Raw genomic sequence first — 23569 nt, 5'->3', positions numbered from 1 at the left:
CAAATAGCCCAAAATAATAAAGGAAAGATGATGAAAAAAGAGATCCATCCAGAGTATGTAGATTGCACCGTAACTTGCGCGTGTGGCAACACTTTTAAGACAAAGTCAAACAAAAGCGAAATCAGAATTGACATTTGCGACAAGTGCCACCCATTTTTCACAGGCAGCGAAAAAATAGTTGATAGCGCTGGCCGTGTTGAGAAATTTAAGAAAAAATACGCTCAAAAATAAGCCTTGCTCTACTTTGTTCCTACTCCAATAGGAAATTTAGAAGATATCTCGCTTCGTGCGATCAAAATTTTGCGTGAATGCGAGATAGCTATCTGCGAAGATACAAGAGTTTGCAAAAGCCTTGTAAATCTACTAAACGAACGCTTTGACGCAAATATAAACATCTCAAATTTTATCCCGCTTCACACCCACAACGAAGATGAATTTTTTGCAAATTTAAGTGATGAAATTTTGAGCAAAAATATAGCTTATATGAGCGACGCTGGCATGCCAGGCATAAGTGACCCAGGCGTTAGCCTAGTAAGATATGCTCAAAAAAATGATATCAAATACGAAATTTTAAGCGGAGCAAACGCTGCACTTTTAAGCGTGGTTGCAAGCGGACTTTGCGATAAAGAGTTTGTTTTTTTAGGCTTTTTACCAAATACCGGTAGAGAGAGGGCTTTAGCTATACAAAATGCTTTAAATTTAGCCTATCCAGCCGTGATCTATGAAAGCCCAAAACGCATATTAAGCTTAGTGCAAAGCATCGCAAATTTAGAACCAGAGAGAGAAATTTTTGCCATAAAAGAGGCCACCAAAAAATTTGAGACTAAATTTAAGGGCACAGCCAAAAATTTATTCCAAATTTTAGAAAAAGCAAATTTAAATGGCGAGTGGGCAGTTGTCGTCTCAAAAAGTGCTAACATAGCCACTCAAAACATCACAAAAGATGAGATCATCTCTCTTGATATAGCCCCAAAGGCAAAGGCAAAACTGCTTAGCAAAATAACTGGTGAAGATGTCAAAAAGATATACGACCAGCTCATAAAAGCATAAATTTAAAAGCTCAAATTTACCCACAAAGTTTCAAAAATTCACTCAAATTTAGAAGCAAAATAAGTTAAATTTTACTTGACTTTAGCTACCATAAGCAACCATGATAATATACGGAAAACAGCTATTTTTACATATTTTGAACAAGCGCCCACAGATCCTAGAAGAGATCTATCTCTCAAAAGAGTGTGATAAAAAACTCTTCTCAAAAATTTGTGGCACAGGCAAGAAGATCATCCGCGTGGATAATCAAAAAGCTCAATCTATGGCGCATGGCGGCAACCATCAAGGCTTCTTAGCAAGCGTTAGCGAGTTTGAGTTTTCAGACTTTAGCGAGCTAAAAAAGCTAAATTTCATCGCCGTGCTTTACGGCATAAGTGACGTCGGAAACATCGGTGCCATCGCTAGAAGTGCCTATGCTCTAGGCTGCGAAGGGCTAGTTGTCGTTACAAAAAGTGTAAATATGCAAGGCGTTTTAAGGTCAAGTAGCGGTGCTGCTTACGAGATACCAATAGCCATTTTTGAAGACGGACTTAGCCTGCTAAATGAGCTAAAACAGTGTGGTTTCAGGCTCTATGCTACGGCGAGCAACGGCAAAAATATAAAAGAGATGAAATTTGCTGGCAAGAGGGCTTTGGTGATGGGCTCAGAGGGTGAAGGCATACCGCAAAAAGCTCTAGCAAAGTGCGATGAGTGCGTCGGTATCAAGCTAAAAGATGGCTGGGACTCCCTAAATGTAAGTGCAGCTTTTGCGATAATTTGTGATAGGATGATAGATGAATGAATTAGAAAATTTAAAAGAGATAGGCATAAAGGAAATTTCGCGTAAGACGCACATTGAACCGACATTTTTACAATACATTTTTGACAAAAATTTTGAAAAATTATCACGCTTAAACATCAGAGGCTACGCCAAAATTTTACAGCGTGAGTATGGCGTCGATCTTAGCGAACTTCTAGCCGAATACGACGCATTTATGCAAGAAAACATGCCTGATGAGAGCAAAAAAACAAAAGTTAGCCCAAAAATTTCATCATACACACCTGAAGATGTCTCGATCCAAAGGCAAAGTAGCGGTGGCGGGGCTGGATTTTTCTTCTGGATCATCATTTTAGCTATCATCGCTGGCGGCGCTTACTACTTTGACGCTTATAAATACGTCCAAAATTTCATAGCAAGCTTAAATGAAGACAACACAAGCGTGACCTACTCGCAATCAAGCATCGTAAATGAAGTTAAGAAAAACATCATCGACACAAACGTAACGATCTCTCAAAACACTCCAAAGATCGATGCAAACGCTTCAAGCGTGAAAATTTCAGCTCCAGCTGAGCAAAACGTGACTGTAAGTCCTGCTAGCGTTGATCAAAATGCCCTAAAGCCTAGCATGACAGCCCAGCCAGCTCCAAAAGTAGAGCAAAACGCGACAAAGCCGCTAAATGAGGCTGTCATCACACCAAAACAACGCGTTTGGATAGGTATCATCAACCTTGAAAATGGCCAAAAAACATCAAGCGATACAAGCAAAAGTGTCAATATAAATTTAGACCAAAGACAGCTAGTCGTTTGCGGAAATGGCAACATCGAGCTTAAGATAGGCGATAAAGTAACAAAATATAACCCAAGCCGTCCAGCTAGATTTTTAGTAGAAAATGGCGATATGAAATTTTTAACTTATGACGAGTTTGTCGAGATGAATAAGGGCAAATCTTGGTAAAAAAACTAGCCATATTTCTTCTTTTTAGCGTTTTTTCATACGCTTTTGATCTAAATAGCAGTGCAAACGCACTAAGTAGCGGAAAAGATCTGCAAATTTCTTTAGAAAATTTAGACACCAACGGCTCGCTAAACGTCGGCGAGCTGGTCTCAAGGCTAAAGCAAAGCTCAAACTACGATGCTCTCTCTTTTAGCTCAAATAGCTTAAATTTAAAATTTATAAGCACGCAAAAAGCCCCCTCAGCACTATTTGTAAAATCGATAAATTTAGCTCTTGAAGATGCAAACATAAGCGTGGCAAGGGTAAATTCTCTAAAAAATGGCAATGAAATTTCTTATGGGATTTTAGCTCTAAAAAGTGGTGGCATAGATCCAAATTTGCTAAATTTCACGCTTAGTAAAAGCAGCTTTAAGATCATGGGATTTGATAGAGTTGATGGAAATTTAGCGCTTTATTTGGACGCTAAAAATATGAGCCTAAATGCCTCAAAAGTAAATTTTAACGAAGAGACCCCACTTGTCAAAAGTGGCGGCGTCTATATCGTCGACGTGGCAGGCGCAAGTAGCCTAAATATCATCTCAAACGAGCCAAACAAATGGGTGCCACTTGTTAGAATTTATGATAAAAATTTAAACCAAATCGATCTAAAAAGAGAAAACGAGATAAAAACTAACTACACCATAAATTTAGCTAACGACGCAAAATATGCGTTAATTAGCGATAATAACGACATAACTAACATTAAAAACGAGATAATTATCAAGCTTATAAAATAGGAGCAAACAGTGTTTGATGAGATAAGATTTAATACAATTGAGCGTTTGCCAAACTACGTTTTTGCCGAAGTAAATGCTATAAAAATGGCAGCACGCAGAGCTGGCGAGGACATCATCGACTTTTCTATGGGCAACCCAGAGGGCAGAACACCGCAGCACATCGTTGATAAACTATGCGAAAGCGCGCAAAAAGATAAGACCCACGGCTACTCAGCCAGTGCTGGAATTTACAAGCTCCGCCTTGCCATTTGCAACTGGTATAAGAGAAAATATGGCGTAAATTTAGACCCAGAAACTGAAGCAGTAGCCACAATGGGTAGCAAAGAGGGCTTTGTGCATCTTGCTCAAGCCGTGATAAACCCAGGTGACGTGGCTATCGTGCCTGATCCTGCATATCCGATACACACGCAAGCGTTTTTATTTGCTGGCGGAAGCGTCGCAAAGATGCCGCTTCACTATAATGATAAATTTGAGCTAGATGAGAATAAATTTTTTGAAAACTTAATCCAGACGATACATGCAAGCTCGCCAAAGCCAAAATATGTAGTCGTAAATTTCCCACACAATCCAACGACCGTGACCGTGCAAAAGAGCTTTTACGAGCGCCTTGTAAGCATCGCAAAGCAAGAGAGATTTTACATCATCTCTGATATCGCCTACGCTGATCTTACCTTTGATGGCTACAAAACTCCAAGCATCTTTGAAGTAGAAGGCGCAAAAGATGTCGCGGTCGAGTGCTACACTCTTTCAAAAAGCTACAACATGGCTGGCTGGAGAGTTGGCTTCATGTGCGGAAACAAGAGACTTTGCGCTGCGCTTAAAAAGATAAAATCATGGGTTGATTACGGCATGTTTACGCCGATACAAGTCTCTGCCACGGTCGCACTTGACGGCGATCAAAGCTGCGTTGAAGAGATACGCCAAATTTATGAAAAAAGAAGAGATGTGATGATAGAGGCCTTTACTCAGGCTGGTTGGGAGCTTAAAAAGCCAAATGCTAGCATGTTTATCTGGGCGAAACTTCCACCAAAGGTGAGCCACTTAGGCAGTCTTGAGTTTTCAAAGCAGCTTCTTACAAAGGCTTCAGTTGCTGTTAGTCCGGGCATTGGTTTTGGCGAGGGCGGAAACGACTATGTGCGCTTAGCTCTTATCGAAAACGAAAATAGGATAAGACAAGCAGCAAGAAATATAAAAAAATATTTGAAAGAATTTGAATGAATGTAGCGATATTAGGCGTTGGAACCGTTGGTGAGTCGGTTGCAAAAATTTTACTAAAAAACAAAAAGCTAATCGCAGCAAGATGTGGCGAAGAGATAGTGCCAGTCATCGGTGTGGTTAGAAATTTAAATAAAAAAAGAGACGCTGGCATCCCTTTGACTGACGATATAAATAGCGTCATAAATCGCGATGATATCGATGTTTTTGTTGAGCTTATGGGCGGTGTTGAAGAGCCTTTTAGAGTGGTGAGTGAAATTTTAAAGCGCAAAAAAGCGGTCGTCACTGCAAACAAGGCACTTCTTGCTTATCATAGATATGCTTTGCAAAATTTAGCCAAAAACACGCCATTTGGCTTTGAAGCAAGCGTAGCTGGTGGCATACCGATCATCAGAGCCTTAAGAGAGGGGCTTAGCGCCAACCACATCCTAAGCATAAATGGCATACTAAATGGCACTAGCAACTATATCTTAACCTCGATGATGAATGAGGGCTCAAATTTCAAAGATGCGCTTAAAAAGGCACAAGAGCTTGGATACGCTGAGGCTGATCCTACTTTTGACGTGGGTGGCTTTGACACGGCTCACAAGCTTCTCATCCTTGCAAGCATCGCATACGGCGTGCACGGAGATCCAGAGGACATCTTGATCGAGGGGATACAAGGCATCACGCCAGAAGACATATTTTTCGCAAAAGATTTCGAATACTCAATAAAACTTCTAGCTATCGCCAAAAAAAGTGAGGGCAAGGTCGAACTACGCGTGCATCCAGCGCTTGTACCACAAAACAAAATGATAGCAAAGGCAAGCGGTGTGACAAATGCAATCAGCGTCGTTGGCGAGGTCGTTGGCGAGACTATGTACTATGGTCCAGGAGCTGGTGGCGACGCAACAGCGAGCGCAGTAATTAGCGATCTTATCGACATTGCAAGAGATAGCAAGTCGCCTATGCTTGGATACAAAGCGCCATTTGAGCTAAACACCTTAGAGCTGCTTGATCGCGACAGGATAAAGACAAAATACTACTTTAGGCTAAAAGTCGAAGACAAAATGGGCGTGCTAGCAAAGATAACAAATTTGATGAGTGAAAACAACCTCTCGATTGATAGCTTATTACAAAAGCCAAAAGATGAGAGCGAGTATGCCGTGCTATTTTTCACGACGCACACGAGCTTAGAGGCTGATGCAAAGCGAACGATAGAGCTTCTAAAAGAGCAAGAGTATATAAAAGAAGAGCCATTTATGATGAGGATCGAGGAGTAGCTTGGGGCTAAAAGAGTATCTCTTTGGCAAGAGCTCAGAAGACAGGGCGTGCGAGTTTTTGCTTAAGCTTGGTTTTGTAATTTTAGAGAGAAATTTCCACTCTAAATTTGGCGAGATCGACATCATCGCGCTAAGTAACGATAAAATTTTGCATTTTATTGAAGTAAAAGCAACTAGCGGAGAATACGAAGCGGAGTATAGGCTAAACAAGGCAAAATATATGAAAATTTTAAAAACAATAAATTTTTATATGATGAAAAATGAGCCAAACAGGGACTTTCAGCTTGATCTACTTGTTATTAAAAATGAAAATTTTAAGCTAATAGAAAATATTAGTTTATAATAAAATTTATTATTTATCTAAAATTTAAATTTGATTTTGTATAATTGCCACATCTTGAAAATAAGGAGAACAAATGGGAAAATACATCGAACTCACAAAAGAAAATTTTGATGTAACAAAAGAAGGCGTTGCTCTAGTAGATTTCTGGGCTCCATGGTGCGGACCTTGCCGTATGCTAGCTCCAGTGATCGAAGAGCTTGCTGAAGACTTCGAGGGCAAAGCGAAAATTTGCAAGGTAAATACTGATGAAGAGCAAGATCTTGCAGTTGAGTTTGGCATCAGATCGATCCCAACATTGCTATTTTTCAAAAATGGCGAGCTAGTTGAGCAAATGGTCGGTGCGCAGTCAAAACAAGCCCTAACTGACAAACTAAATTCGCTTCTTTAATGAGCGAAAAAAGAAGAGGAAGTCTGCTTCCTCTTACCTATATATTTGGTTCATTTTTTGGTGCAGCTATGATAGCGGCTGCATTTGCGTACAGCAACTATCGTTTTTCACAGTATAAATTTGTTGATTTTGCGAAGCTAGTTTTTTACGAAAAAAGCGAAATTTTCACTCCAAAAGAGCCAAAATACACGCTTTTAATCTTCAGTTCAAATCAGTCAAAATTAGATGAAATTTTACCAACCAAAAATGAAACAGTTGTGGCGATCGATATCTTTCAAAAAAGATATGAGTCAAACTCAACACTAAAATACATAAGCTCTGATATAAATACAGTTTTAGAGCTGATGCGAAATTTAAGCATTACAAAGCTTCCTAGCAGTGTTGAGATAGTTCATCAAAGGGGCGAAATTTACAAACAAAATTCGTCCATAAAAGTTTTAGAATAAAGGAAATTTATGCTTGATTTAGCGATCATCGGAGGCGGTCCAGCAGGACTAAGCGCCGGACTTTACGCCACTAGAGGCGGATTAAAAAATGTTGTAATGTTTGAAAAAGGCGAGCCTGGCGGTCAGATCACCTCTAGCTCAGAGATAGAAAACTACCCAGGTCAAAAAGCCCCTGGCGAAAGCGGCTTTGACTTTATGAGCACTTGGTGGAAGCAGTGCAGCGCATTTGGACTAGTTCACAAGTGGGCAAACGTCGTTGGTGTTAGAAAAAATAGCGACGGTAGCTTTGAAATTTTACTTGAGGGCGGCAAAAGCGAGCAGGCAAAAGCTGTCATCGTAGCGACTGGCTCAACCCCAAGACGTGCTGGCTTTAAAGGCGAGGACGAGTTCTTTGGCAAAGGCGTTAGCACATGCGCGACATGCGATGGCTTCTTTTACAAAAACAAAGAGGTAGCCGTCCTTGGTGGTGGCGACACAGCTGTTGAAGAGGCACTTTATCTAGCAAATATCTGCTCAAAAGTTTATCTTGTGCATAGACGCGACGAGTTTAGAGCAGCGCCAACAACCGTTGAAAAAGCTAGAAAAAATGAGAAGATCGAGTTTATAACAAGTGCGACTGTAAAAGAGGCGCTTGGCGATAAGATGGGTCTAACAAAGATCGTGCTTGATACCAAAAATGGCGAGCGTGTGCTTGATGTGCCGGGCATTTTCACCTTTGTCGGACTAAATGTAAATAACGAAATTTTAAAAGATGAAAACGGCAAATTTATCTGCGAAATGGCTGATGGCGGACAAGTTAAGACAAATCTCAAGATGCAAACTAGCCTAAAAGGGCTCTTTGTAGCAGGCGACATCAGAGAGGATGCTCCAAAGCAAGTCATCGTAGCAGCAGGCGATGGCGCTGTGGCTGCACTTAGTGCTATGAGCTACATAGAAAGCTTACATTAATACTCAAATTTAGCCAAATTTTTTGGCTAAATTTCTCTTTTTTATCCAAATTTCCACATTTTTTAAAAGCCAATTCGTAATCTCCCTATAATAAAATTTATGCTAAATTTCAACCAAAATTCAAAGGATAAATTTTGGTAAAAATAGGACTTTACGGCGCTAGCGGCAAGATGGCTCAAAGTATCATCTCTTGTTTAAAAGATGAGAAAAATGCCATTTTAAGCGTCGCTTTTAGCCAAAAAAATGAGGTTGAAAATTTAAGTAGCGAGCTTTTGACAAACGACTTTGCTAAATTTTTTGAAGCGTGCGACGTCATCATCGACTTTAGCCAAAAAGAGGCGACCGTAGCACTGCTAAACTACGCTAGGACCAACCCAAAACCACTAGTCATCGGCACGACTGGACTAAATGACGATGAGAAAAACTTGCTTCACCTAGCATCAGGAGCTATGCCGATACTCTACGCAACAAACATGAGTCTAGGCGTAGCAGTGTTAAACCGCATAGCAAGGATCGCCTCGAAAGTTTTAAGAGAATTTGATATAGAGATCGTCGAGCAGCACCACAGACACAAAAAGGACGCTCCAAGTGGCACTGCAATGACTTTAGCAGGCTGCGTCGCAGAGGCCAGAGATCTAAATTTAAAAGATGTTTTAGTAACTGGACGAGCTGGCATGGTGGGCGCAAGAAGCAAAGACGAGATCGCTGTTATGGCGCTTCGTGGAGGCGACGTGGTCGGTCGTCACACGGTTGGCTTTTACAATGACGGCGAATTTATTGAGCTAAACCACACGGCAACTAGTAGAGCGACCTTTTCAAAAGGTGCGATCAAGGCTGCTATCTGGCTAAAAGATCAAAGCAGTGGTCTTTACTCAATAGACGATAGTTTGGGGCTTGATGATTAAATTTAGTCTTGATGATGTGCAGAGCTACAAGCTAGAATTTGGCGATAAATTCTACCTGCCAGAGCGCGAAAATCGCCAAAATTTAAGAGCTGGTGAGTTTGATTTAAGATGATAAAATTTAGTTTTAGCGTATTTGGATTGTTATAAATGGTGCAAATAACGGCAAATGTGCCAGCCATTAGACAACAAACACTTATAAAAAGTGTTTAGCATTGGCTATGAAATTTAAAAATTTAAAAAGATGAAAAGAGGATAAAAGATGTGTGCGATAGTTGGTATCATAAATTCTAAAGATGCGGCGAAAACGGCGTATTATGCGCTATTTTCTATGCAACACCGCGGTCAAGAGGCAAGTGGCATCAGTGTCTGTAACGACGGAGAAATTTCCACTCACAAGGGCAACGGCCTAGTCACCGAGGTCTTTAACGAAGAGATATTAAGCTCACTAAAAGGCGACATGGCGATCGGTCACAACCGCTACGCGACAGCTGGCAAAAACTCAGGCCGCGACGCCCAGCCAATAGCCGCCAACTACGCCTTAGGTCAAATCTCGATCGTTCATAACGGAAATTTGGTCAATAAAGACGAGGTTAGAGACGAGCTCATCAAAGATGGCGCGATATTTCAGACAAATATGGACACAGAAAACATCATCCACCTCATCGCAAGAAACCACGACGAACACTTGCAAGACCGCATCATCGCAGCACTTGACAAGATAAAAGGTGCTTACTGCTTGCTCGTACAGTCACGCCACAAGACTTTTGCCATCAGAGACCGCTGGGGAGTTAGGCCGCTAAGCCTTGGCAGGCTAAAGGACGGCGGATATATCGTAGCTAGCGAGACTTGCGCGTTTGACCTTGTGGGAGCGACATTTATAAGAGATGTTAGACCTGGCGAGATGATAGTTTTTGAGCATGGCAAGAGCGAGTTTCAAAGCTTGCAAATTTTCGAGCCAGAGCCTAGAGTTTGCGCCTTTGAGTACATATACTTTGCACGCCCAGATAGCGTGATAGAGGGCAAAAGCGTCTATGAAGTGAGAAAAAAGATGGGCGAGGTGCTTGCTAGAAAGAGCAAGGTAAAGGCTGACTTTGTAGTGCCTGTGCCAGATAGCGGCGTGCCAGCAGCGCTTGGATACGCAAATGAGAGTAAGATCCCATTTGAGCTAGCCATCACTAGAAATCACTATGTGGGCAGAACCTTTATCGAGCCAAGCCAAGAGATGAGAAATTTAAAGGTCAAACTAAAGCTAAACCCAATGTCAAGCGTGCTAGCTGGTAAAAGCATCGTAGTGATCGATGATAGCATCGTTCGTGGCACTACTTCTAAAAAGGTGGTCGATCTTTTAAGACACGCAGGGGCGAAAGAAATTCACTTCAGAGTTGCGTGCCCTGAGCTCAAGTATCCTGAGCGATACGGCATCGACACACCAAGCTTTGAGGAGCTAATAAGCGCTAAAAAAAGTGTAGAAGAGGTCAGAGAGTACATCGGCGCCGATAGCTTGGAGTTTTTAAGCATCGAGGAGCTTAAAGAGAGCATCGGCAACGAGAGAAAATACTCGCTTGTAAGCTTTGATGGTGATTATTTCATAAAATGAGAAATTTAGTAGTTTTGCTGCTTGCAGCGCTCTTTTTTGCAGGCTGCTCGCAAAAGACGCCTAGCAAAAAGGATGAAATTTCCATCATGGTGAGCTACTTTGAGCTAAACGGCGAAAAGCAGCAGCTACTAATAAAAAACATGCCAAATTTGGCTGATAAAAATGCCAGCGTGCCATTTTTTGGCATGGTAAATTTTCTTGATCAAAACAAAACGACAAGAGCTTACTCTCTAGTAAGTGGCGTTATAAACGTCATTAAAGCTAATAGCTCCTCTATAAATTTAAACAAAACTAGTGACGTTTTGGCTCTTAAAAAATCTAGCGAGATAAGGTTTTACGAGATAAGACCTGACGTGGTTGAGAGTGTTAAATTTAGCTCACAAAACGACGTTTGCGGTGAGTTTTTGGCTCAAAAGTCAGTTTTTGTAAATGCGGCCACCAACTACTATTTAAGAGATGATAGCTTTTTTGCAAGTTTTATCGAGGCAAAATTTGTTTATAAAAAGGGGGCAAAGATCCTAAAAAAGGAGTTTGCTTATAGCATTGCTGAGCCCAAAATCCTAGACGAAGCTAAAGAATTTACACAAAAACCAAACCAGCTTTTCTTAAATGATATGCAAAAACTTGGAAGACTGCTTGACATACTCTGCACCTATTAAACGCTAAAATTTAGACTTTTTAACAAGCCAATGCCTTTTTAAACCAAAATGAAAAAACAAATTTTAGCTTCGGTTTTAGTTGGCTCGTTGGCTGTAAGTAATACTCCTGCTTGGAGTTTATTTGTCGGATATAGAGAAAAAGCCTAAAGAGTATAACGACAAAATGAAAAATGGCGATGAAAAGTGGAATTCGGTTCTTTATGATTATAAACACATGAGATATATTTATAAAGATGCTTCTGCATGGTGGCTTTTGCTTGATTTTAAATATACAGGATGATTTCCTGCATATTTTTTAAAAAATATCTATTTTTAAATTGAAATTTTTCACTTTTTTAATTTTTAGTTATCACTTTTAATCAATATACTTTCGCTTAAGCTTATTTTGTATATAGGTTATAAAAAAAGAAATAAAACAACACCAATTATTGCAAGGACAATTTCACTTCTGTATAATGGCAATATATCATCTGGGACTTCAAATACCTTAGCTATCCCTCTTAAAAATAACTTAATATTATTCGTCATCTTGTTCCTTTCTGTTTTTATAATAGCCGTATTTTACCAAAAAAAGAAATCTTTTATCATACATTTTTTATGGCTTTATTTTTAAGAAGTTTTTAAACTTTGTTCAAAATCTCTAGCACTATGTGCCATTTACATAATGCTAGAGCTATGGAGTTTATTTAATAGGCGAGTATAGCACACTTATTCTATCGCTTATAGTTTGGGCTATATCTAACATCGCACCTTCTTTAATGCCTTTACTATCTCTGGAAAGTTACCTATTGCTGTAAAGTCAGCTTCTAGCTGAGATATTATATCTTTTGGAACTAGAAGCTTATGGACCGAGTTATGGCTAAACTCAAAAAATTCATCGTGGGTTTTTAGTTCGAGCATGCTACTACTATATAATGGTTATTATTTTTACAATAGAGCACACAAAAAGAGCAGGTCCGATGAGGCATGCCAATAGAAGCATAAGCCATCGTCCGTTAAATAAAATTTTATCATCATACGTGAAAACCTTGCAAAACAAAATATATCTCATAAGAAAATAAAAAATAATACAAGTTATGACTCCTTGCTGAAACCTGACATTAAATGGAATAGTTTGTATTCCAGTAGAGTCGAATGTAGCAAAAGAAGCATAATAAAGAGCTATTATAAAAGCAAAGTATGTAATAATAGCAAGAACTTTGAGAACCATTTTGCTCTTTATTTTTTCTCTTTCGACAATATATTTATAACCCCAAAAAAGGATCGGTAGATATATTAAAGTTATAAATAAGACTATTCCAATCAAAAAGGTCGAAGTAATAAATTTAAACCTAAGAACAATAAAAAAAGCAATAAACCAAGTAATTATTATCTTTACAAAAACGTTCTCAAATACACTTATTTTATTACCATGAAAATCCTCTTTATCTTTTGCAAAAGTAACTGCTGTATATAAAAGTGCCACAAAGAAAAAAAATGGTGGTGGAATAAAAGACACATCAAGCATGTGATTGCCAAATAGCCACATACAAAAAAATGCACCGATCCACGCCAGGGCTATTTTTAAGAATTTGCTTTGCATAACCACTCCTCTTTTAAATTTTCTTAATTATATATTTAAATTTGGCTCAGATCAATACATTTTTAAAATTATAAATGACTCAATTAAACTTAAGCGGTTTTTCTCTTATCAATTTAAATAGTTTCTGCTATAGGTCCTTTTGTGTAGTTTTATAACTAAACTCTACTTCGCTACGCTCGTAGCTGCAAGCAGAACACACTCTTTAAGATGAAGCAGGAAATTCTCTTTTCTATCCCTTTAAATTTAGACAATCTATGTTTAGCATAGCCTTTAGAATTCTCATGCCATTTATATGGTTATTAGCGAATTTATTTTTGGAGTGTTTTACTCTGTAGTGCGCTAAAGCTTCGTAATCCACCAATCCATCATAAGCTTTTTGACAATCAGAGTATATAGTAAAGCTTTAAGCTCGCTATATTGTGATAATATTAGTATTAGTTCACTAACAGAGCAATTTTTAACTATCCTAGTATAAACTTTGCCGTCACGCTTTAGCATACCGTCTATTTACAGCTGCAAGCGTAGTGAGGTAGAGTAGCTTTTGTCTATTTCAAAGCAAAGCTTCTAGGCAAGTTTGGAAATTTCCCCTGAAAACTTAGATATTTTTTCACACTTGCTAGCAATTAAAATTCTGATATTTTACAACTTCTATGCCAGATGAAAAATACCATAAAATTTCTCTAAATTTCTTTTCTGAAATTCGGGAACTGCTGACTTGTAAATTTAGTAAATTTCACCATCTCTCAAGTCAGCTATTTTAAATTTAAAGCTAAATTTAGCCACCCTGCTCTTTTAAATTTATCCTAAAGCATCTCTATAAATGCCTCCAGCCTTGTCTTGATTTGCCCAGCGTCGCTCGTCGAAAAGTCCGTCTCAAGCGCCATATAAGGCGTATCTACGTCGTTGCACGCCCTTTTTATATTGGTAGTTTCTACGTTGTAGGTGTGACAGGCTTGCAGCACAACGTCGATCACGCCGTCCGCCTTATACTCTTTTATCATCTCTTGAAGCACATTTTCTCTATCTTTATTTGGCGACATGATAGAGCAAGGTATCGCCATGTAGCGCTTGGCGATGGCGCTAATAGGATCGTCATTTTCATCGACAAGGTTGCTAAAGTTTTTAGTTCCAGTGCAGTTTTCGTAAGCCACCACAACGCCGCCTGCCTCTTCTATGGCTGGGACTATCTTGTCATAGACCCCGCCACTTGGACAGCCTGTGATGATGATGCGTTTGGCATCTTTATGCACGGGTGAAATTTTATCTCTCACGCACTCTTTTAGCTTATTTACGATGATCTCAAGGTCGCTTATCTGCTCCTTTTTATCAAATATAAAGCCATTTCCATATAGCAGTGCGTGCAGCTCTTTGCCATTCATCGGTGGTGGCGTTAGCTTCATGAAATTTTGTATTTCTCCCATTAGCTCGCGCTCTTTGTTAAATAGCCTGATAGAGTTTCTAAGCTCCTCGTCGCTCACTTTCACGTCAAATTTAGCCTCCAGCCGCTCCTTTAGCTCCCTAACCTCATCTTGCCAAAGCTCCAAGCTCTTTTGGCTCTTGAAATGTGGCAGGTGCATGACGTGGACGTCTTTAAACTCACCCATTAGCTCATACATCTTTTTCTTGCCGTCGCAGGTAGTCTCGCCGATAACGATATCAGAGTTTCGCACAAATGGGCACTTGTTTGCCTTAGCAAAGCCATAGCTTGCCTTTATGAGCGGGCAGAGGTTTTTAGGCAGGTACTTTTCACCCTCAACCACCGCGTTATCACCAGTAGCGCAGACACTCACGCTGTGGGCATTTGCTGCGTGGATGATCTCTCTTGGCGTGTAGGTGCAAAATATCGCTGCAATCTTTTGACCGCTATTTTTGACCGCTTCGACGTTTTGGGCTAAATTTTTCTTAGCGCTGTCATAGGTAGCGAAAATTTCGCTTAAATTCATACTCTCATTTATTGCCATCTTCTCTCCTTAAATTTCTTATCCCTGCAAGGCCAGCACCGATCGCACCGCAGTAGATCGCATCTTTGTGCGTGGTGACGCTAGCTTGCAAGCACGCTTCTAAATTTTCTCTCACATACTCGCTCTTACTAAAGCCACCGCTTAGAAAATAGCTCGTATTTGCCTGTTTTTTGACCAAATTTGAAATTTTATTTATAGCTGAGACGATCACTGCTTTTGCGATATTTTCTCGTGAGACGTTTTGAGCGATAAGGCTTATGATCTCAGACTCCGCAAAGACCGTGCACATCGAGCTTATAGCGATATCTTTGTCGCTATTTTTAGCAAGGCGTGTAAGCTCATCAAACCTAACTCCAAGGCGGTTTGACATAATTTCAAGAAATTTACCAGTGCCGGCTGAGCATTTATCATTCATCGTAAAGTCCGTCACTGCGCCATTTTCAAGCTTGATAGCCTTCGTATCTTGACCGCCCACATCGATAACGGTGCAGTCGCTTTTGCAAAAGTAGTGCGCCCCAAGTGCGTGGCAGGTGATCTCTGTAAGGGTTTTATCAGCGTATGGCACCGAGACTCTGCCATAGCCTGTCGCTGTAAAATATAGCTCGCCAAGGCCTAAAGCTAAAACTTGCTCTTTTATAAGCATGGCCGTATCTGCGCTGCTCCAGCCTGTTGGGAGTAAAAATAGCTCCTTTATCTCGCCGCTAGCTTCCATGACTGCTACTTTTGCAGAAGTTGAGCCGATATCGATTCCGATTGAGTGCATTTTATATCCAAAAAAGGTCTTTCTAAAACTTAGAACTGGCGTGATTTTACTCCCTTTAAGACAAATTTGTCAATAAATAAGACCCAAAAATTTATAGCCTTTTCACCTTTTAAAATTTATAATTTACCCACACTTTACAAAGGGGATGAAATTTGAAAAATTTGACAAACGAGCAGAGATTTTTCTCAAATGCCGACCTTACAAGGCTATTTTTCCCTATCGCCGTAGAGCAGTTTTTAGAGTATAGCCTAGGGCTTGCTAACTCGCTAATGGCAGCAAGTGTTAGCGAAAGTGCGGTAAGTGCGGTAAGCCTTGTGGAGTTTGTCATGGCGCTATTTATTAGCATATTTACCGCTATAGCCACTGGTGGCTCGGTGGTCGCTAGCCAGTATCTAGGTAGCAAACAAAGTGGCAACGCCAGAAATACCGCCGATCAGCTAGTTTGGTTTAGCCTAATTTTCGCCATCTTTATAGCCATTGCCATCATCCTTTTAAAAGACCTCATCTTAGATAAAGTCTTTGGCGATATCGGCGAGCAAGTGAGGAGCGATGCTAGCCACTATCTCGTTTTCTCCGCCATTTCAGAGCCCTTTCTAGCAGTCTATGCAGCAGCTGCGGCGATCTTTCGCACGATGTCAAACGCAAAGCTACCTATGTATATCATGGCGGCTGCAAATTTACTAAATGTGCTGCTAACTGCCATTAGCATCTACACATTTCACACAGGGGTGCTTGGTATCGCCATTAGCACGCTCATAGCAAGAGCGATCGCTTGCTTTGTCATCGTCTATCTGCTACTTGATATCAAGCTAAAACTTCACATAAGAAAGAGCCTTATCTATAAATTTGACTACGAGATCATCAAGAAAATTTTAAATATCGGCGTGCCTTATGGCTTTGAAAATTCGATGTTTTACGTGGGTCGCATCATCGTTTTGAGCCTTGTTTCGCTCTTTGGCACGGCGAGCATCGCTGCAAATGCCGTGGGCGGGGACTATCGTGATGTTTCAGGTGCTCCCTGGCATGGCGATAGGCACAGGCCTAAGCGTCGTCGTGGCTAGATGTATCGGCGCAAATGACTTTAATCAGGCTAAATTTTACGTAAGAAAATCAATGCTAAGCATCTACATCGTGCAGATTTTTAGCACGGCTGCCGTGTTACTGCTTCTTGAGCCGCTACTTCGCGTTTATAATCTCTCAAGCGAAGCCATAAATTTAACAAGGCAGATCGTCTGGTATCACGGCATCGCGATGTGCCTCATCTGGCCGCTTGCCTACACCTATCCGACCGTTTTTCGTGCTGCTGGGGACGCAAAATATCCGATGATAGTAAATTTAGCCTGCATGTTTGCCTGCAGGATCGTGCTAGCTTATATCTTTGCGCTCACCTTTAATCTTGGCATGATAGGCACTTGGTTTGCGATGTTTGCCGACTGGGCGGTAAAGGCGGTGCTCTTTGTGCGCAGATACGCAAATGGCACGTGGATGAAATTTCGAGCCATTTAAAAAAAAGTAGTAATATACACACGATTTTGTCACAAAGGATAAAGATGAAAAATGTTTTAAAATTTAGTGCAGCTCTAGTGATCGCAGCGCTTTTTGCAGGGTGCGCTAGCGAGAGCTCAAGAGTGGTAGAAACTCCAAAAGTAGCAAGCTACGGCTCAGTTTATAACGGCAAAAAGGTCTCAGTTTCTATTGGCCGCTTTAATAACCAATCAGCCTATCAAAACGGCGCCTTTAGCGACGGCGAGGATAGACTTGGCAACCAAGCTCAAAGCATCCTAATCACAAATTTACAGCAAAGCGGTAGATTTTCGGTGCTTGAGAGATCAAATATGTCAGTCCTCAAACAAGAGAGCGAGCTAAGCAAAGAGGCTCAAAATTTAAAAGGCTCAAGATACGTCATAACTGGCGATGTGACTGAGTTTGGACGCAAGACAACAGGCGATCACCAGCTATTTGGCATACTTGGCAAAGGTAAGCAACAAACTGCCTACTCAAAGGTAAATTTAAACGTTGTCGATACCAAAACGGCTGAGGTTGTATATTCAGTTAGTGGCGCCGGCGAATACACCCTTTCAAACAGAGAGATCATCGGCTTTGGCGGCACCGCAGGATACGACTCTACGCTAAATGGCAAGGTGCTAAGCCTAGCGATAGTTGAAGCGGTAAATAACCTAGTAAATGGCATAGAAAGCGGAGCATGGCAAGTAAAATAAAGCTTGCCAGCCTTGGCGCTCTTGCGCTCGTGCTAGCAGGGTGCAGCAACGCAAGTGGCCCAAGGTCGCTTTACTACTGGGATGGCACATATAGTAGCTCGCTATATAGCTATCTAAGCGAAGATGGCGACGCAACTGAGCAAATTTCACGCTTAGAAAATTTAGTGCAAACCTCAACCCAAAGGGGCTACAAGGTTGCGCCAGGGCTATACGCGCACCTTGGACTTTTATACTTAAATAATGGAAATTTAGGCGCTGCAAATGCAAATTTTGACAAAGAGGTGCAAAATTTCCCAGAGTCAAGAGAATTTATAAATTTCATCAAAGGCTCTAAAAATTTAACCCCGAAAAAGCAGAGCAAAAAAGAGGGAGCGAAAGATGAAAAATAGCCTGAAATTTATAGCTGTGACGCTTCTTGCGCTGTTTTTTGCGGGTTGTTCTTTCAAAGAGCCTGAGCCATACGACTACTCAGCCTTTTTGCAAAAAAAGCCACGCTCCATCCTAGTGCTCATGCCAACAAACGATAGCACCGAAGTAAGCGGCTCAGCAGCGGTTTTGGCTAACTCAGTAGCCCCACTTAGCGAGGCTGGATACTATGTATTTCCAGTGGCTCTTGTAAATGATACATTTAAGCAAAATGGCATAACCGAGCCAAGCGAGATCGCAGCCGTGCCTCTAAATAAGCTTGATAAAATTTTCCACGCCGATAGCGTGCTTTACATAAATATCAAAGACTACGGCACAAGCTACGTCGTGGTCTCAAGCTCGACAAAGGTAGTGCTTGAAGCAAAGCTAGTCGATATAAAAAGTGGCGCGACGCTCTGGCAGGGCGAGGCAGCAGCCGCAGAGGATAGCGGTAATGGGCAAAACAGCCTGCTTGGCATGCTAGTCTCAGCCGTCATCACGCAGGTAGCAAACACTATCTCAGATAGATCATACGACCTAGCAGTAAGGGCTGATGCCTACCTCTTTTCTAGAAACTGCCGCGACTGCATACTTTATGGGCCTTATTCGCCTCACTACGGCAAAGACGCCCAGCTATATAAAGATAGATAAATTTAATGTCTAGCCATCAACTTGGAGTGCTTTTTACGCTAGTTGGTGGCGTGCTTTGGGGATTTAGCGGAGTTTGCGGGCAGTATCTCTTCTCGCAAAGCATTAGCGCTGATTTTCTAGTGCCTTATAGGCTCTTGCTAGCTGGTGCTTTTATCGTGCTCTACTACGCTTTTAAGGCTCCAAAGGCCGTTTTTGCGCCAGTTACTGACGTAAAACTGATGACCGAGCTTCTCACATACGCCCTGCTTGGACTTATGATGACGCAGTATGCTTACTTTTACTCGATCGAGCTCTCAAACGCCGCAGTTGCGACCGTCATTCAATACACCGCTCCAGTCCTCATCCTAGCTATCATTTGCCTAAAAGAGAAGCGAGCGCCAAGGCCGCTTGAAATTTTAGCACTACTATGCGCGATGCTTGGTGTATTTTTCTTGGCAACTCATGCGCAAATTTCAGCCCTTGTCATCTCGCCAGAAGCGCTATTTTGGTGCTTAGTAAGCGCTGTTTGCGTCTGCGTTTATAACCTAGCTCCCGCAAGGCTAAATGCCAAATACTCAGTCACGCTCACGCTTGGCTGGGGCATGGTGATAGGTGGCGTGGTGCTTTGCCTTTATATGAGAGTGTGGGAGTTTGCAGGGCTTAGTGGCACGGCGCAGTGGCTGGCATTTTTCGCCGTTATCACGCTTGGCACGATATTTGCATTTAGCTTTTATATGACTGGAGTTAAGCTCATAGGCGCCTCAAAGGCCAGCATGATAGCCTGCATAGAGCCACTAAGCGCGGCATTTTTTGGCTACTTTTGGCTTGAGACGAAATTTGTCTTTTGGGACTTTTTAGGCTTTGCTCTCATCATATCATGCATATTTTTACTTTCAAAGAAGAGAGATGATATACCTAGCGCAAACTGACACGACAGCTGGCTTTTTAAGCAAGGACTACAAGGAGATAAACCACGCTAAAATGCGAAGTGAGGGCAAACCCTGCCTCATCACGACGGCTAAATTTAGCGTTTTACGTGAGCTTGCTAGAGCGCCAAAAAAGTATAAAAATTTCATCCGTCGCTCGAGAAAGACGACATTTTTATATCCAAATTTAAAGGCGATCAGGGTCGTAAAAGAGTGCGAACATGAGAAATTTTTAACCAAATTTGACTGGCTTTACTCAAGCAGCGCAAACAAAAATGGTATGAAATTTGACGAAGTTTGGGCTAGAAGCGTGGCTGATGAAGTTGTTGATGAACGATTTTTTGAAGATACGCCATCAAAAATTTATAAAATTTCAAAGTCAAAACTAAAAAAGATCCGTTAGTTAAATTTACGCCTTGCACTTTTTATAAATTTAGGTAGTTTTGTTGTGGTTTGAGGTGATAAATTTGCTAAATTTCACAGCTTGCAAGAGCGGTTTTAAAAGCTAGTTTTTTAGACAAGGTTTAAATTTAATCTACTAATTAGATAAATTTACAAATGTCCAAACTAAATTTAGCCTATCTCGTATTATAAGCCTCGCTCCAGACTATATTTTGAAATTTAAAGTCTGCCAGATGCTTTAGCCAAGCACTGGCTGATATAAATTTGCGCCAATATCTAAAGTTACCAGCTAAAACCAAATTTAAGTCATTCAGGCTCCGCCAACTCACATAAATTTACAAATTTAGAGCAAGAAAGGACTAAATTTCATTAAATTTAGTCTGCTTTTTCACCATAAAGCTCTCTCCAAATCCGCGTCATAGAAATTTAAATTCTGCCAACTGCTACATTATCTTTTTACTCAAGCGCTAGCCGATATAAATTTAAATTTACAAAACCTCTATCTTGCATAATTTTAGAAGCAAAAACCAAATTTCACTATTTAGCTCGTTTGTGCGAATAAAGTAGCCATTCGACGCAACACCACTACAACCACGCAAGTAAATTCAGTCAAGCCACAAATTTAAAATTTTAGCCACTACAAAAATTTGGATGCAGAGATAGTCAAATAAGCAAATTTAACAGCTCTCAAAACCTAAATTTAACCCTTTTACAAATTCAAAAAAACAAATTCAATCACCACAGCTACTTGCTTTTTCACGTACAAAAATAGTCTTTGTAAAACGCAAACTACTCTATAAATTTCTCATGACGGCATCAGATCAGACAAATTTACTTATCAAGCATAAATTTACAAATTTGAAGCGCCAGAACCAAAAAACAAAAAGCAGCCTTTCTAAATTTACATCAGTTAAAACCAAAAATTCACCTAAATTTAACCAGCCCAACTTGACATAAACAGATAAATTTACAAACTAGATTATTAAATTTGCTTTTGGGATTAAATTAACTTGCTAGCCCCTTTGGCTGGTATCAAAGGGATTTTGCTAGCAAATTTGGATTATAGTTTTGCTTTTCTTTTGCGCTCTGTTGGGTCTAAATAGCGCTTGCGAACGCGGATATTTATAGGCGTAACCTCGACTAGTTCGTCATCTTCTATCCACTCTAGCGCGCGCTCAAGACTTAGCTTTCTAGGCGGCACTAGCTTGATCGCATCGTCACTGCCACTAGCACGCACGTTCGTTAGGTTTTTGCCCTTGATAGGATTTACGTCAAGGTCGTTTGGACGGCTGTGCTCGCCGATGATCATGCCCACATATACTTTTGCTTGCGGATCAAGAAAGAGCACGCCACGATCTTGTAAGTTAAATAGCGAATAAGCAAGCGTTACGCCGTTTTCCATAGAAACTAGCGCGCCATTTGTTCTATGCTCGACGGTGCCGCTAAGCGGTCTAAACTCCAAGAAGCTGTGGTTCATAACGCCCTCGCCTTTTGTATCAGTCAAAAACTGACTTCTAAAGCCGATAAGGCCACGCGCTGGGATCTCAAATTCTATCCTTGTTTGGCCGTCGCCTGTTGGGTTCATAGAGACCATTTCAGCCTTTCTTTTGCCAAGTTTTTCTATGACAGTGCCTGTCGTATCATCAGGTGCATCGATCACTAAAAGCTCGTATGGCTCGCATTTTACGCCGTTTATCTCTTTTACGATGACCTCAGGTCTGCCAAGTAAAAACTCATAGCCCTCACGGCGCATATTTTCAGCCAAAATGGTGATCTGAAGCTCGCCACGGCCGCTTACTTTAAATTTGCCCTCGCCGATGTTTTCATACTTCATCGCGATATTTGTCTTCATCTCGTTTGCAAGGCGCTCATCGATCTTATTTGATGTGACGTGTTTGCCCTCAGTGCCTGCTAGTGGGCCGTCATTTACAGAAAATACAACGCTAAGTGTTGGCTCTTCGATATGGAGCGGATCAAGCGGATGAGGGTTGTTTGGATCAACGACGCTATCGCCAACGTCAAGCGCGTCAAAGCCAGCGATCGCTACGATGTCGCCAGTGCCAGCCTCGTTTATATCGATCCTATCAAGTCCCATAAAGCCGATAAGTTTTGAAATTCTACCAGTTGTTTTTGTGCCATCAGCTTTTGCAAGCATGACGTTTTGGTTTTTAGCTATCTTGCCGTTAAAAATCCTCGCAATGCCGATCTTGCCGACGTAGTTATCATAATCAAGCGTGAAAACTTGAAGCTGAAGTGGGTTCTCGTCGCTACCGCTTGGAGCTGGTACGTGAGCTAGGATAGTCTCAAAAAGTGGCTGCATATCTTTGTTTTCATCGCTTAGTTTTAGCTTTGCGTAGCCATTTTTAGCAGCAGCATAAACGACTGGAAATTCTAGCTGCTCGTCGTTTGCATCAAGTGCAACAAAAAGGTCAAAAATTTCATTTATAACGCGGTCTGGATCGCCTGCAGGTTTGTCTATCTTATTTACGACGACGATTGGGCGAAGTCCAAGAGATAGCGCCTTTTTGACGACAAATTTAGTTTGTGGCATAACACCTTCTTGCGCATCGACAAGTAGTAAAACGCCATCAACCATCTTAAGAACACGCTCTACCTCGCCACCAAAGTCGGCGTGGCCCGGGGTGTCAATGATGTTGATCTTTGTATCTTTGTAGCGAATGGCGGTGTTTTTAGAAAGGATCGTGATGCCACGCTCTCTTTCGATGTCGTTGCTATCCATTACGCGCTCGCCAAGGTTTTGATGCTCGTTAAATGTTCCTGACTGCTTCAAAAGCTCATCAACCATTGTTGTTTTACCGTGGTCGACGTGCGCGATGACGGCTATATTTCGTATCTTTTCCAAATTTTTCTCCGTTTATTAGTTTGATATTTTTCGCTTTATCAGTTTTAAAATAGGGGCAGATTATATCCAAATTTTTATAAATTTTAAGCTGATATCAAGAAATTAATTTTTGGAATAGATTTTGCATGTAAGCGTTAAGTTTTTAAATTTAAAGGGATTAAATGCAAGCTTACACAGCGAAAAACAACGTAGATTTGCTAGCTCCTGCGGCTACTAAAAAGCCTGCAGCTGCGAAGAAGTCTCAAAACAACGGCGAGTTTTTGTCGATGGTTTTAGATGCGGCTGCGAGCAAGGCAAATAGCGGTCAAAAGATCACCGAAAAGGATGTCAAAGAGATAGTAAAAACTGTTGATATCCAAAAAGAGACGATAGAAAAGGCACAAAACGAAAGCGTGGCAAAAATTTCAGCCGCACTTGAAGAAAATTTGGACGAAGATACAAAAAATGAGCTCTATGAAAATGCAAATTTCATGCAGCTTTTGCAAGTTTTAGAGATCCTAAATGGCAATGAAAA

The 23569-nt window shown here is 41.0% G+C and carries 28 protein-coding genes and 1 pseudogene; 22 read left to right on the top strand and 7 right to left on the bottom strand.

What is annotated here, in order from left to right; all coding sequences use genetic code 11:
* The first annotated feature begins 30 nt into the window (after positions 1-30).
* The 15 genes from rpmE to CVT00_RS00585 all read left to right on the top strand — a co-directional run bounded on the left by rpmE (position 31) and on the right by CVT00_RS00585 (position 11584).
* On the top strand, positions 31-231 hold the full coding sequence (gene rpmE / locus CVT00_RS00655; RefSeq protein ID WP_009295018.1) for a 50S ribosomal protein L31: 201 nt from the start codon (positions 31-33) through the stop codon (positions 229-231).
* Positions 232-234: 3 nt separating this feature from the next.
* On the top strand, positions 235-1050 hold the full coding sequence (rsmI, locus tag CVT00_RS00650) for a 16S rRNA (cytidine(1402)-2'-O)-methyltransferase (protein ID WP_103558273.1): 816 nt from the start codon (positions 235-237) through the stop codon (positions 1048-1050).
* A gap of 100 nt (positions 1051-1150) precedes the next feature.
* Positions 1151-1831, top strand: coding sequence for a 23S rRNA (guanosine(2251)-2'-O)-methyltransferase RlmB (gene rlmB / locus CVT00_RS00645; protein ID WP_103558274.1), 681 nt, complete (start codon positions 1151-1153; stop codon positions 1829-1831).
* Positions 1824-2765 (top strand): helix-turn-helix domain-containing protein, encoded by a 942-nt coding sequence (locus CVT00_RS00640; protein ID WP_103558275.1) that lies wholly within the window; start codon positions 1824-1826, stop codon positions 2763-2765. The genes rlmB and CVT00_RS00640 overlap by 8 nt, the downstream gene beginning before the upstream one ends.
* Positions 2759-3541 carry a hypothetical protein gene (locus tag CVT00_RS00635; protein ID WP_103558276.1) on the top strand — a complete coding sequence of 261 codons (783 nt, stop codon included), beginning with the start codon at positions 2759-2761 and terminating at the stop codon, positions 3539-3541. The genes CVT00_RS00640 and CVT00_RS00635 overlap by 7 nt, the downstream gene beginning before the upstream one ends.
* 9 nt (positions 3542-3550) lie before the next feature.
* Complete coding sequence (locus tag CVT00_RS00630; RefSeq protein ID WP_103558277.1) at positions 3551-4759, top strand: LL-diaminopimelate aminotransferase; 1209 nt, start codon at positions 3551-3553, stop codon at positions 4757-4759.
* Positions 4756-6018, top strand: coding sequence for a homoserine dehydrogenase (locus tag CVT00_RS00625; RefSeq protein ID WP_021089485.1), 1263 nt, complete (start codon positions 4756-4758; stop codon positions 6016-6018). The genes CVT00_RS00630 and CVT00_RS00625 overlap by 4 nt, the downstream gene beginning before the upstream one ends.
* Position 6019: 1 nt before the next feature.
* Positions 6020-6361, top strand: a complete 342-nt coding sequence (locus tag CVT00_RS00620) for a YraN family protein (RefSeq protein ID WP_107915056.1) — start codon at positions 6020-6022, stop codon at positions 6359-6361.
* A 73-nt stretch (positions 6362-6434) separates the two neighbouring features.
* Entirely contained in the window at positions 6435-6749 is a 315-nt protein-coding gene (trxA, locus tag CVT00_RS00615) for a thioredoxin (RefSeq protein WP_107849458.1), read from the top strand.
* Positions 6749-7195, top strand: coding sequence for a hypothetical protein (locus CVT00_RS00610; protein WP_021089433.1), 447 nt, complete (start codon positions 6749-6751; stop codon positions 7193-7195). Before trxA ends, CVT00_RS00610 begins: the two co-directional genes overlap by 1 nt.
* Before the next feature lie 9 nt (positions 7196-7204).
* Positions 7205-8143, top strand: coding sequence for an NAD(P)/FAD-dependent oxidoreductase (locus CVT00_RS00605; protein WP_009295038.1), 939 nt, complete (start codon positions 7205-7207; stop codon positions 8141-8143).
* Between the two features lie 134 nt (positions 8144-8277).
* The gene (dapB, locus tag CVT00_RS00600; RefSeq protein ID WP_103558280.1) at positions 8278-9048 is read left to right on the top strand and encodes a 4-hydroxy-tetrahydrodipicolinate reductase; all 771 of its coding nucleotides are present in this window, start codon (positions 8278-8280) and stop codon (positions 9046-9048) included.
* Positions 9049-9307: 259 nt separating this feature from the next.
* On the top strand, positions 9308-10645 hold the full coding sequence (gene purF / locus CVT00_RS00595) for an amidophosphoribosyltransferase (RefSeq protein WP_103558281.1): 1338 nt from the start codon (positions 9308-9310) through the stop codon (positions 10643-10645).
* The gene (locus CVT00_RS00590; RefSeq protein ID WP_103558282.1) at positions 10642-11304 is read left to right on the top strand and encodes a hypothetical protein; all 663 of its coding nucleotides are present in this window, start codon (positions 10642-10644) and stop codon (positions 11302-11304) included. Before purF ends, CVT00_RS00590 begins: the two co-directional genes overlap by 4 nt.
* A gap of 121 nt (positions 11305-11425) precedes the next feature.
* Positions 11426-11584, top strand: a complete 159-nt coding sequence (locus CVT00_RS00585) for a hypothetical protein (RefSeq protein WP_159071273.1) — start codon at positions 11426-11428, stop codon at positions 11582-11584.
* 116 nt (positions 11585-11700) lie between these two features.
* Here the strand turns inward: CVT00_RS00585 and CVT00_RS10345 are convergent, their stop codons facing one another.
* The 6 genes and pseudogenes from CVT00_RS10345 to CVT00_RS00560 all read right to left on the bottom strand — a co-directional run bounded on the left by CVT00_RS10345 (position 11701) and on the right by CVT00_RS00560 (position 15610).
* Complete coding sequence (locus tag CVT00_RS10345) at positions 11701-11832, bottom strand: hypothetical protein (protein WP_258033494.1); 132 nt, start codon at positions 11830-11832, stop codon at positions 11701-11703.
* Between the two features lie 210 nt (positions 11833-12042).
* Complete coding sequence (locus tag CVT00_RS00580) at positions 12043-12204, bottom strand: hypothetical protein (RefSeq protein WP_159071272.1); 162 nt, start codon at positions 12202-12204, stop codon at positions 12043-12045.
* A 7-nt stretch (positions 12205-12211) separates the two neighbouring features.
* Positions 12212-12886, bottom strand: a complete 675-nt coding sequence (locus tag CVT00_RS00575) for a hypothetical protein (RefSeq protein WP_103558283.1) — start codon at positions 12884-12886, stop codon at positions 12212-12214.
* A 127-nt stretch (positions 12887-13013) separates the two neighbouring features.
* Positions 13014-13586: pseudogene (locus CVT00_RS00570) on the bottom strand (IS1595 family transposase).
* A 103-nt stretch (positions 13587-13689) separates the two neighbouring features.
* The gene (locus CVT00_RS00565; RefSeq protein ID WP_107915053.1) at positions 13690-14847 is read right to left on the bottom strand and encodes a double-cubane-cluster-containing anaerobic reductase; all 1158 of its coding nucleotides are present in this window, start codon (positions 14845-14847) and stop codon (positions 13690-13692) included.
* On the bottom strand, positions 14834-15610 hold the full coding sequence (locus CVT00_RS00560; protein WP_107915051.1) for an acyl-CoA dehydratase activase: 777 nt from the start codon (positions 15608-15610) through the stop codon (positions 14834-14836). Before CVT00_RS00560 ends, CVT00_RS00565 begins: the two co-directional genes overlap by 14 nt.
* Positions 15611-15762: 152 nt before the next feature.
* Here CVT00_RS00560 and CVT00_RS00555 point away from each other — a divergent pair, with 152 nt between their 5' ends.
* From CVT00_RS00555 to CVT00_RS00530, 7 genes are read left to right on the top strand one after another with little or no spacing between them, the layout of a single operon-like run.
* Complete coding sequence (locus CVT00_RS00555) at positions 15763-16671, top strand: MATE family efflux transporter (RefSeq protein WP_230853767.1); 909 nt, start codon at positions 15763-15765, stop codon at positions 16669-16671.
* Positions 16613-17116: an MATE family efflux transporter gene (locus CVT00_RS10120; RefSeq protein WP_230853766.1), complete on the top strand. Its 504-nt coding sequence runs from the start codon at positions 16613-16615 to the stop codon at positions 17114-17116. Before CVT00_RS00555 ends, CVT00_RS10120 begins: the two co-directional genes overlap by 59 nt.
* A gap of 44 nt (positions 17117-17160) precedes the next feature.
* A complete protein-coding gene (locus CVT00_RS00550; RefSeq protein ID WP_009295049.1) occupies positions 17161-17829 on the top strand; it encodes a CsgG/HfaB family protein in 669 nt (222 codons plus the stop codon).
* Entirely contained in the window at positions 17814-18218 is a 405-nt protein-coding gene (locus CVT00_RS00545) for a DUF4810 domain-containing protein (RefSeq protein ID WP_107915050.1), read from the top strand. The genes CVT00_RS00550 and CVT00_RS00545 overlap by 16 nt, the downstream gene beginning before the upstream one ends.
* Positions 18208-18885 (top strand): DUF799 domain-containing protein, encoded by a 678-nt coding sequence (locus CVT00_RS00540; RefSeq protein ID WP_087581966.1) that lies wholly within the window; start codon positions 18208-18210, stop codon positions 18883-18885. The genes CVT00_RS00545 and CVT00_RS00540 overlap by 11 nt, the downstream gene beginning before the upstream one ends.
* Before the next feature lie 5 nt (positions 18886-18890).
* Positions 18891-19793, top strand: coding sequence for a DMT family transporter (locus CVT00_RS00535; protein ID WP_107915048.1), 903 nt, complete (start codon positions 18891-18893; stop codon positions 19791-19793).
* Positions 19771-20193 (top strand): hypothetical protein, encoded by a 423-nt coding sequence (locus tag CVT00_RS00530; protein ID WP_021088754.1) that lies wholly within the window; start codon positions 19771-19773, stop codon positions 20191-20193. Before CVT00_RS00535 ends, CVT00_RS00530 begins: the two co-directional genes overlap by 23 nt.
* A gap of 1059 nt (positions 20194-21252) precedes the next feature.
* Here the strand turns inward: CVT00_RS00530 and typA are convergent.
* Positions 21253-23055, bottom strand: coding sequence for a translational GTPase TypA (typA, locus tag CVT00_RS00525; RefSeq protein ID WP_004317297.1), 1803 nt, complete (start codon positions 23053-23055; stop codon positions 21253-21255).
* Positions 23056-23569 lie beyond the last annotated feature (514 nt).

It is taken from the genome of Campylobacter concisus, from assembly GCF_003048675.2.
Lineage (GTDB): Bacteria > Campylobacterota > Campylobacteria > Campylobacterales > Campylobacteraceae > Campylobacter_A > Campylobacter_A concisus_F.
Note: the sequence above shows the minus strand (reverse complement) of the source record. Positions and strands in the feature narration are given on the sequence as shown.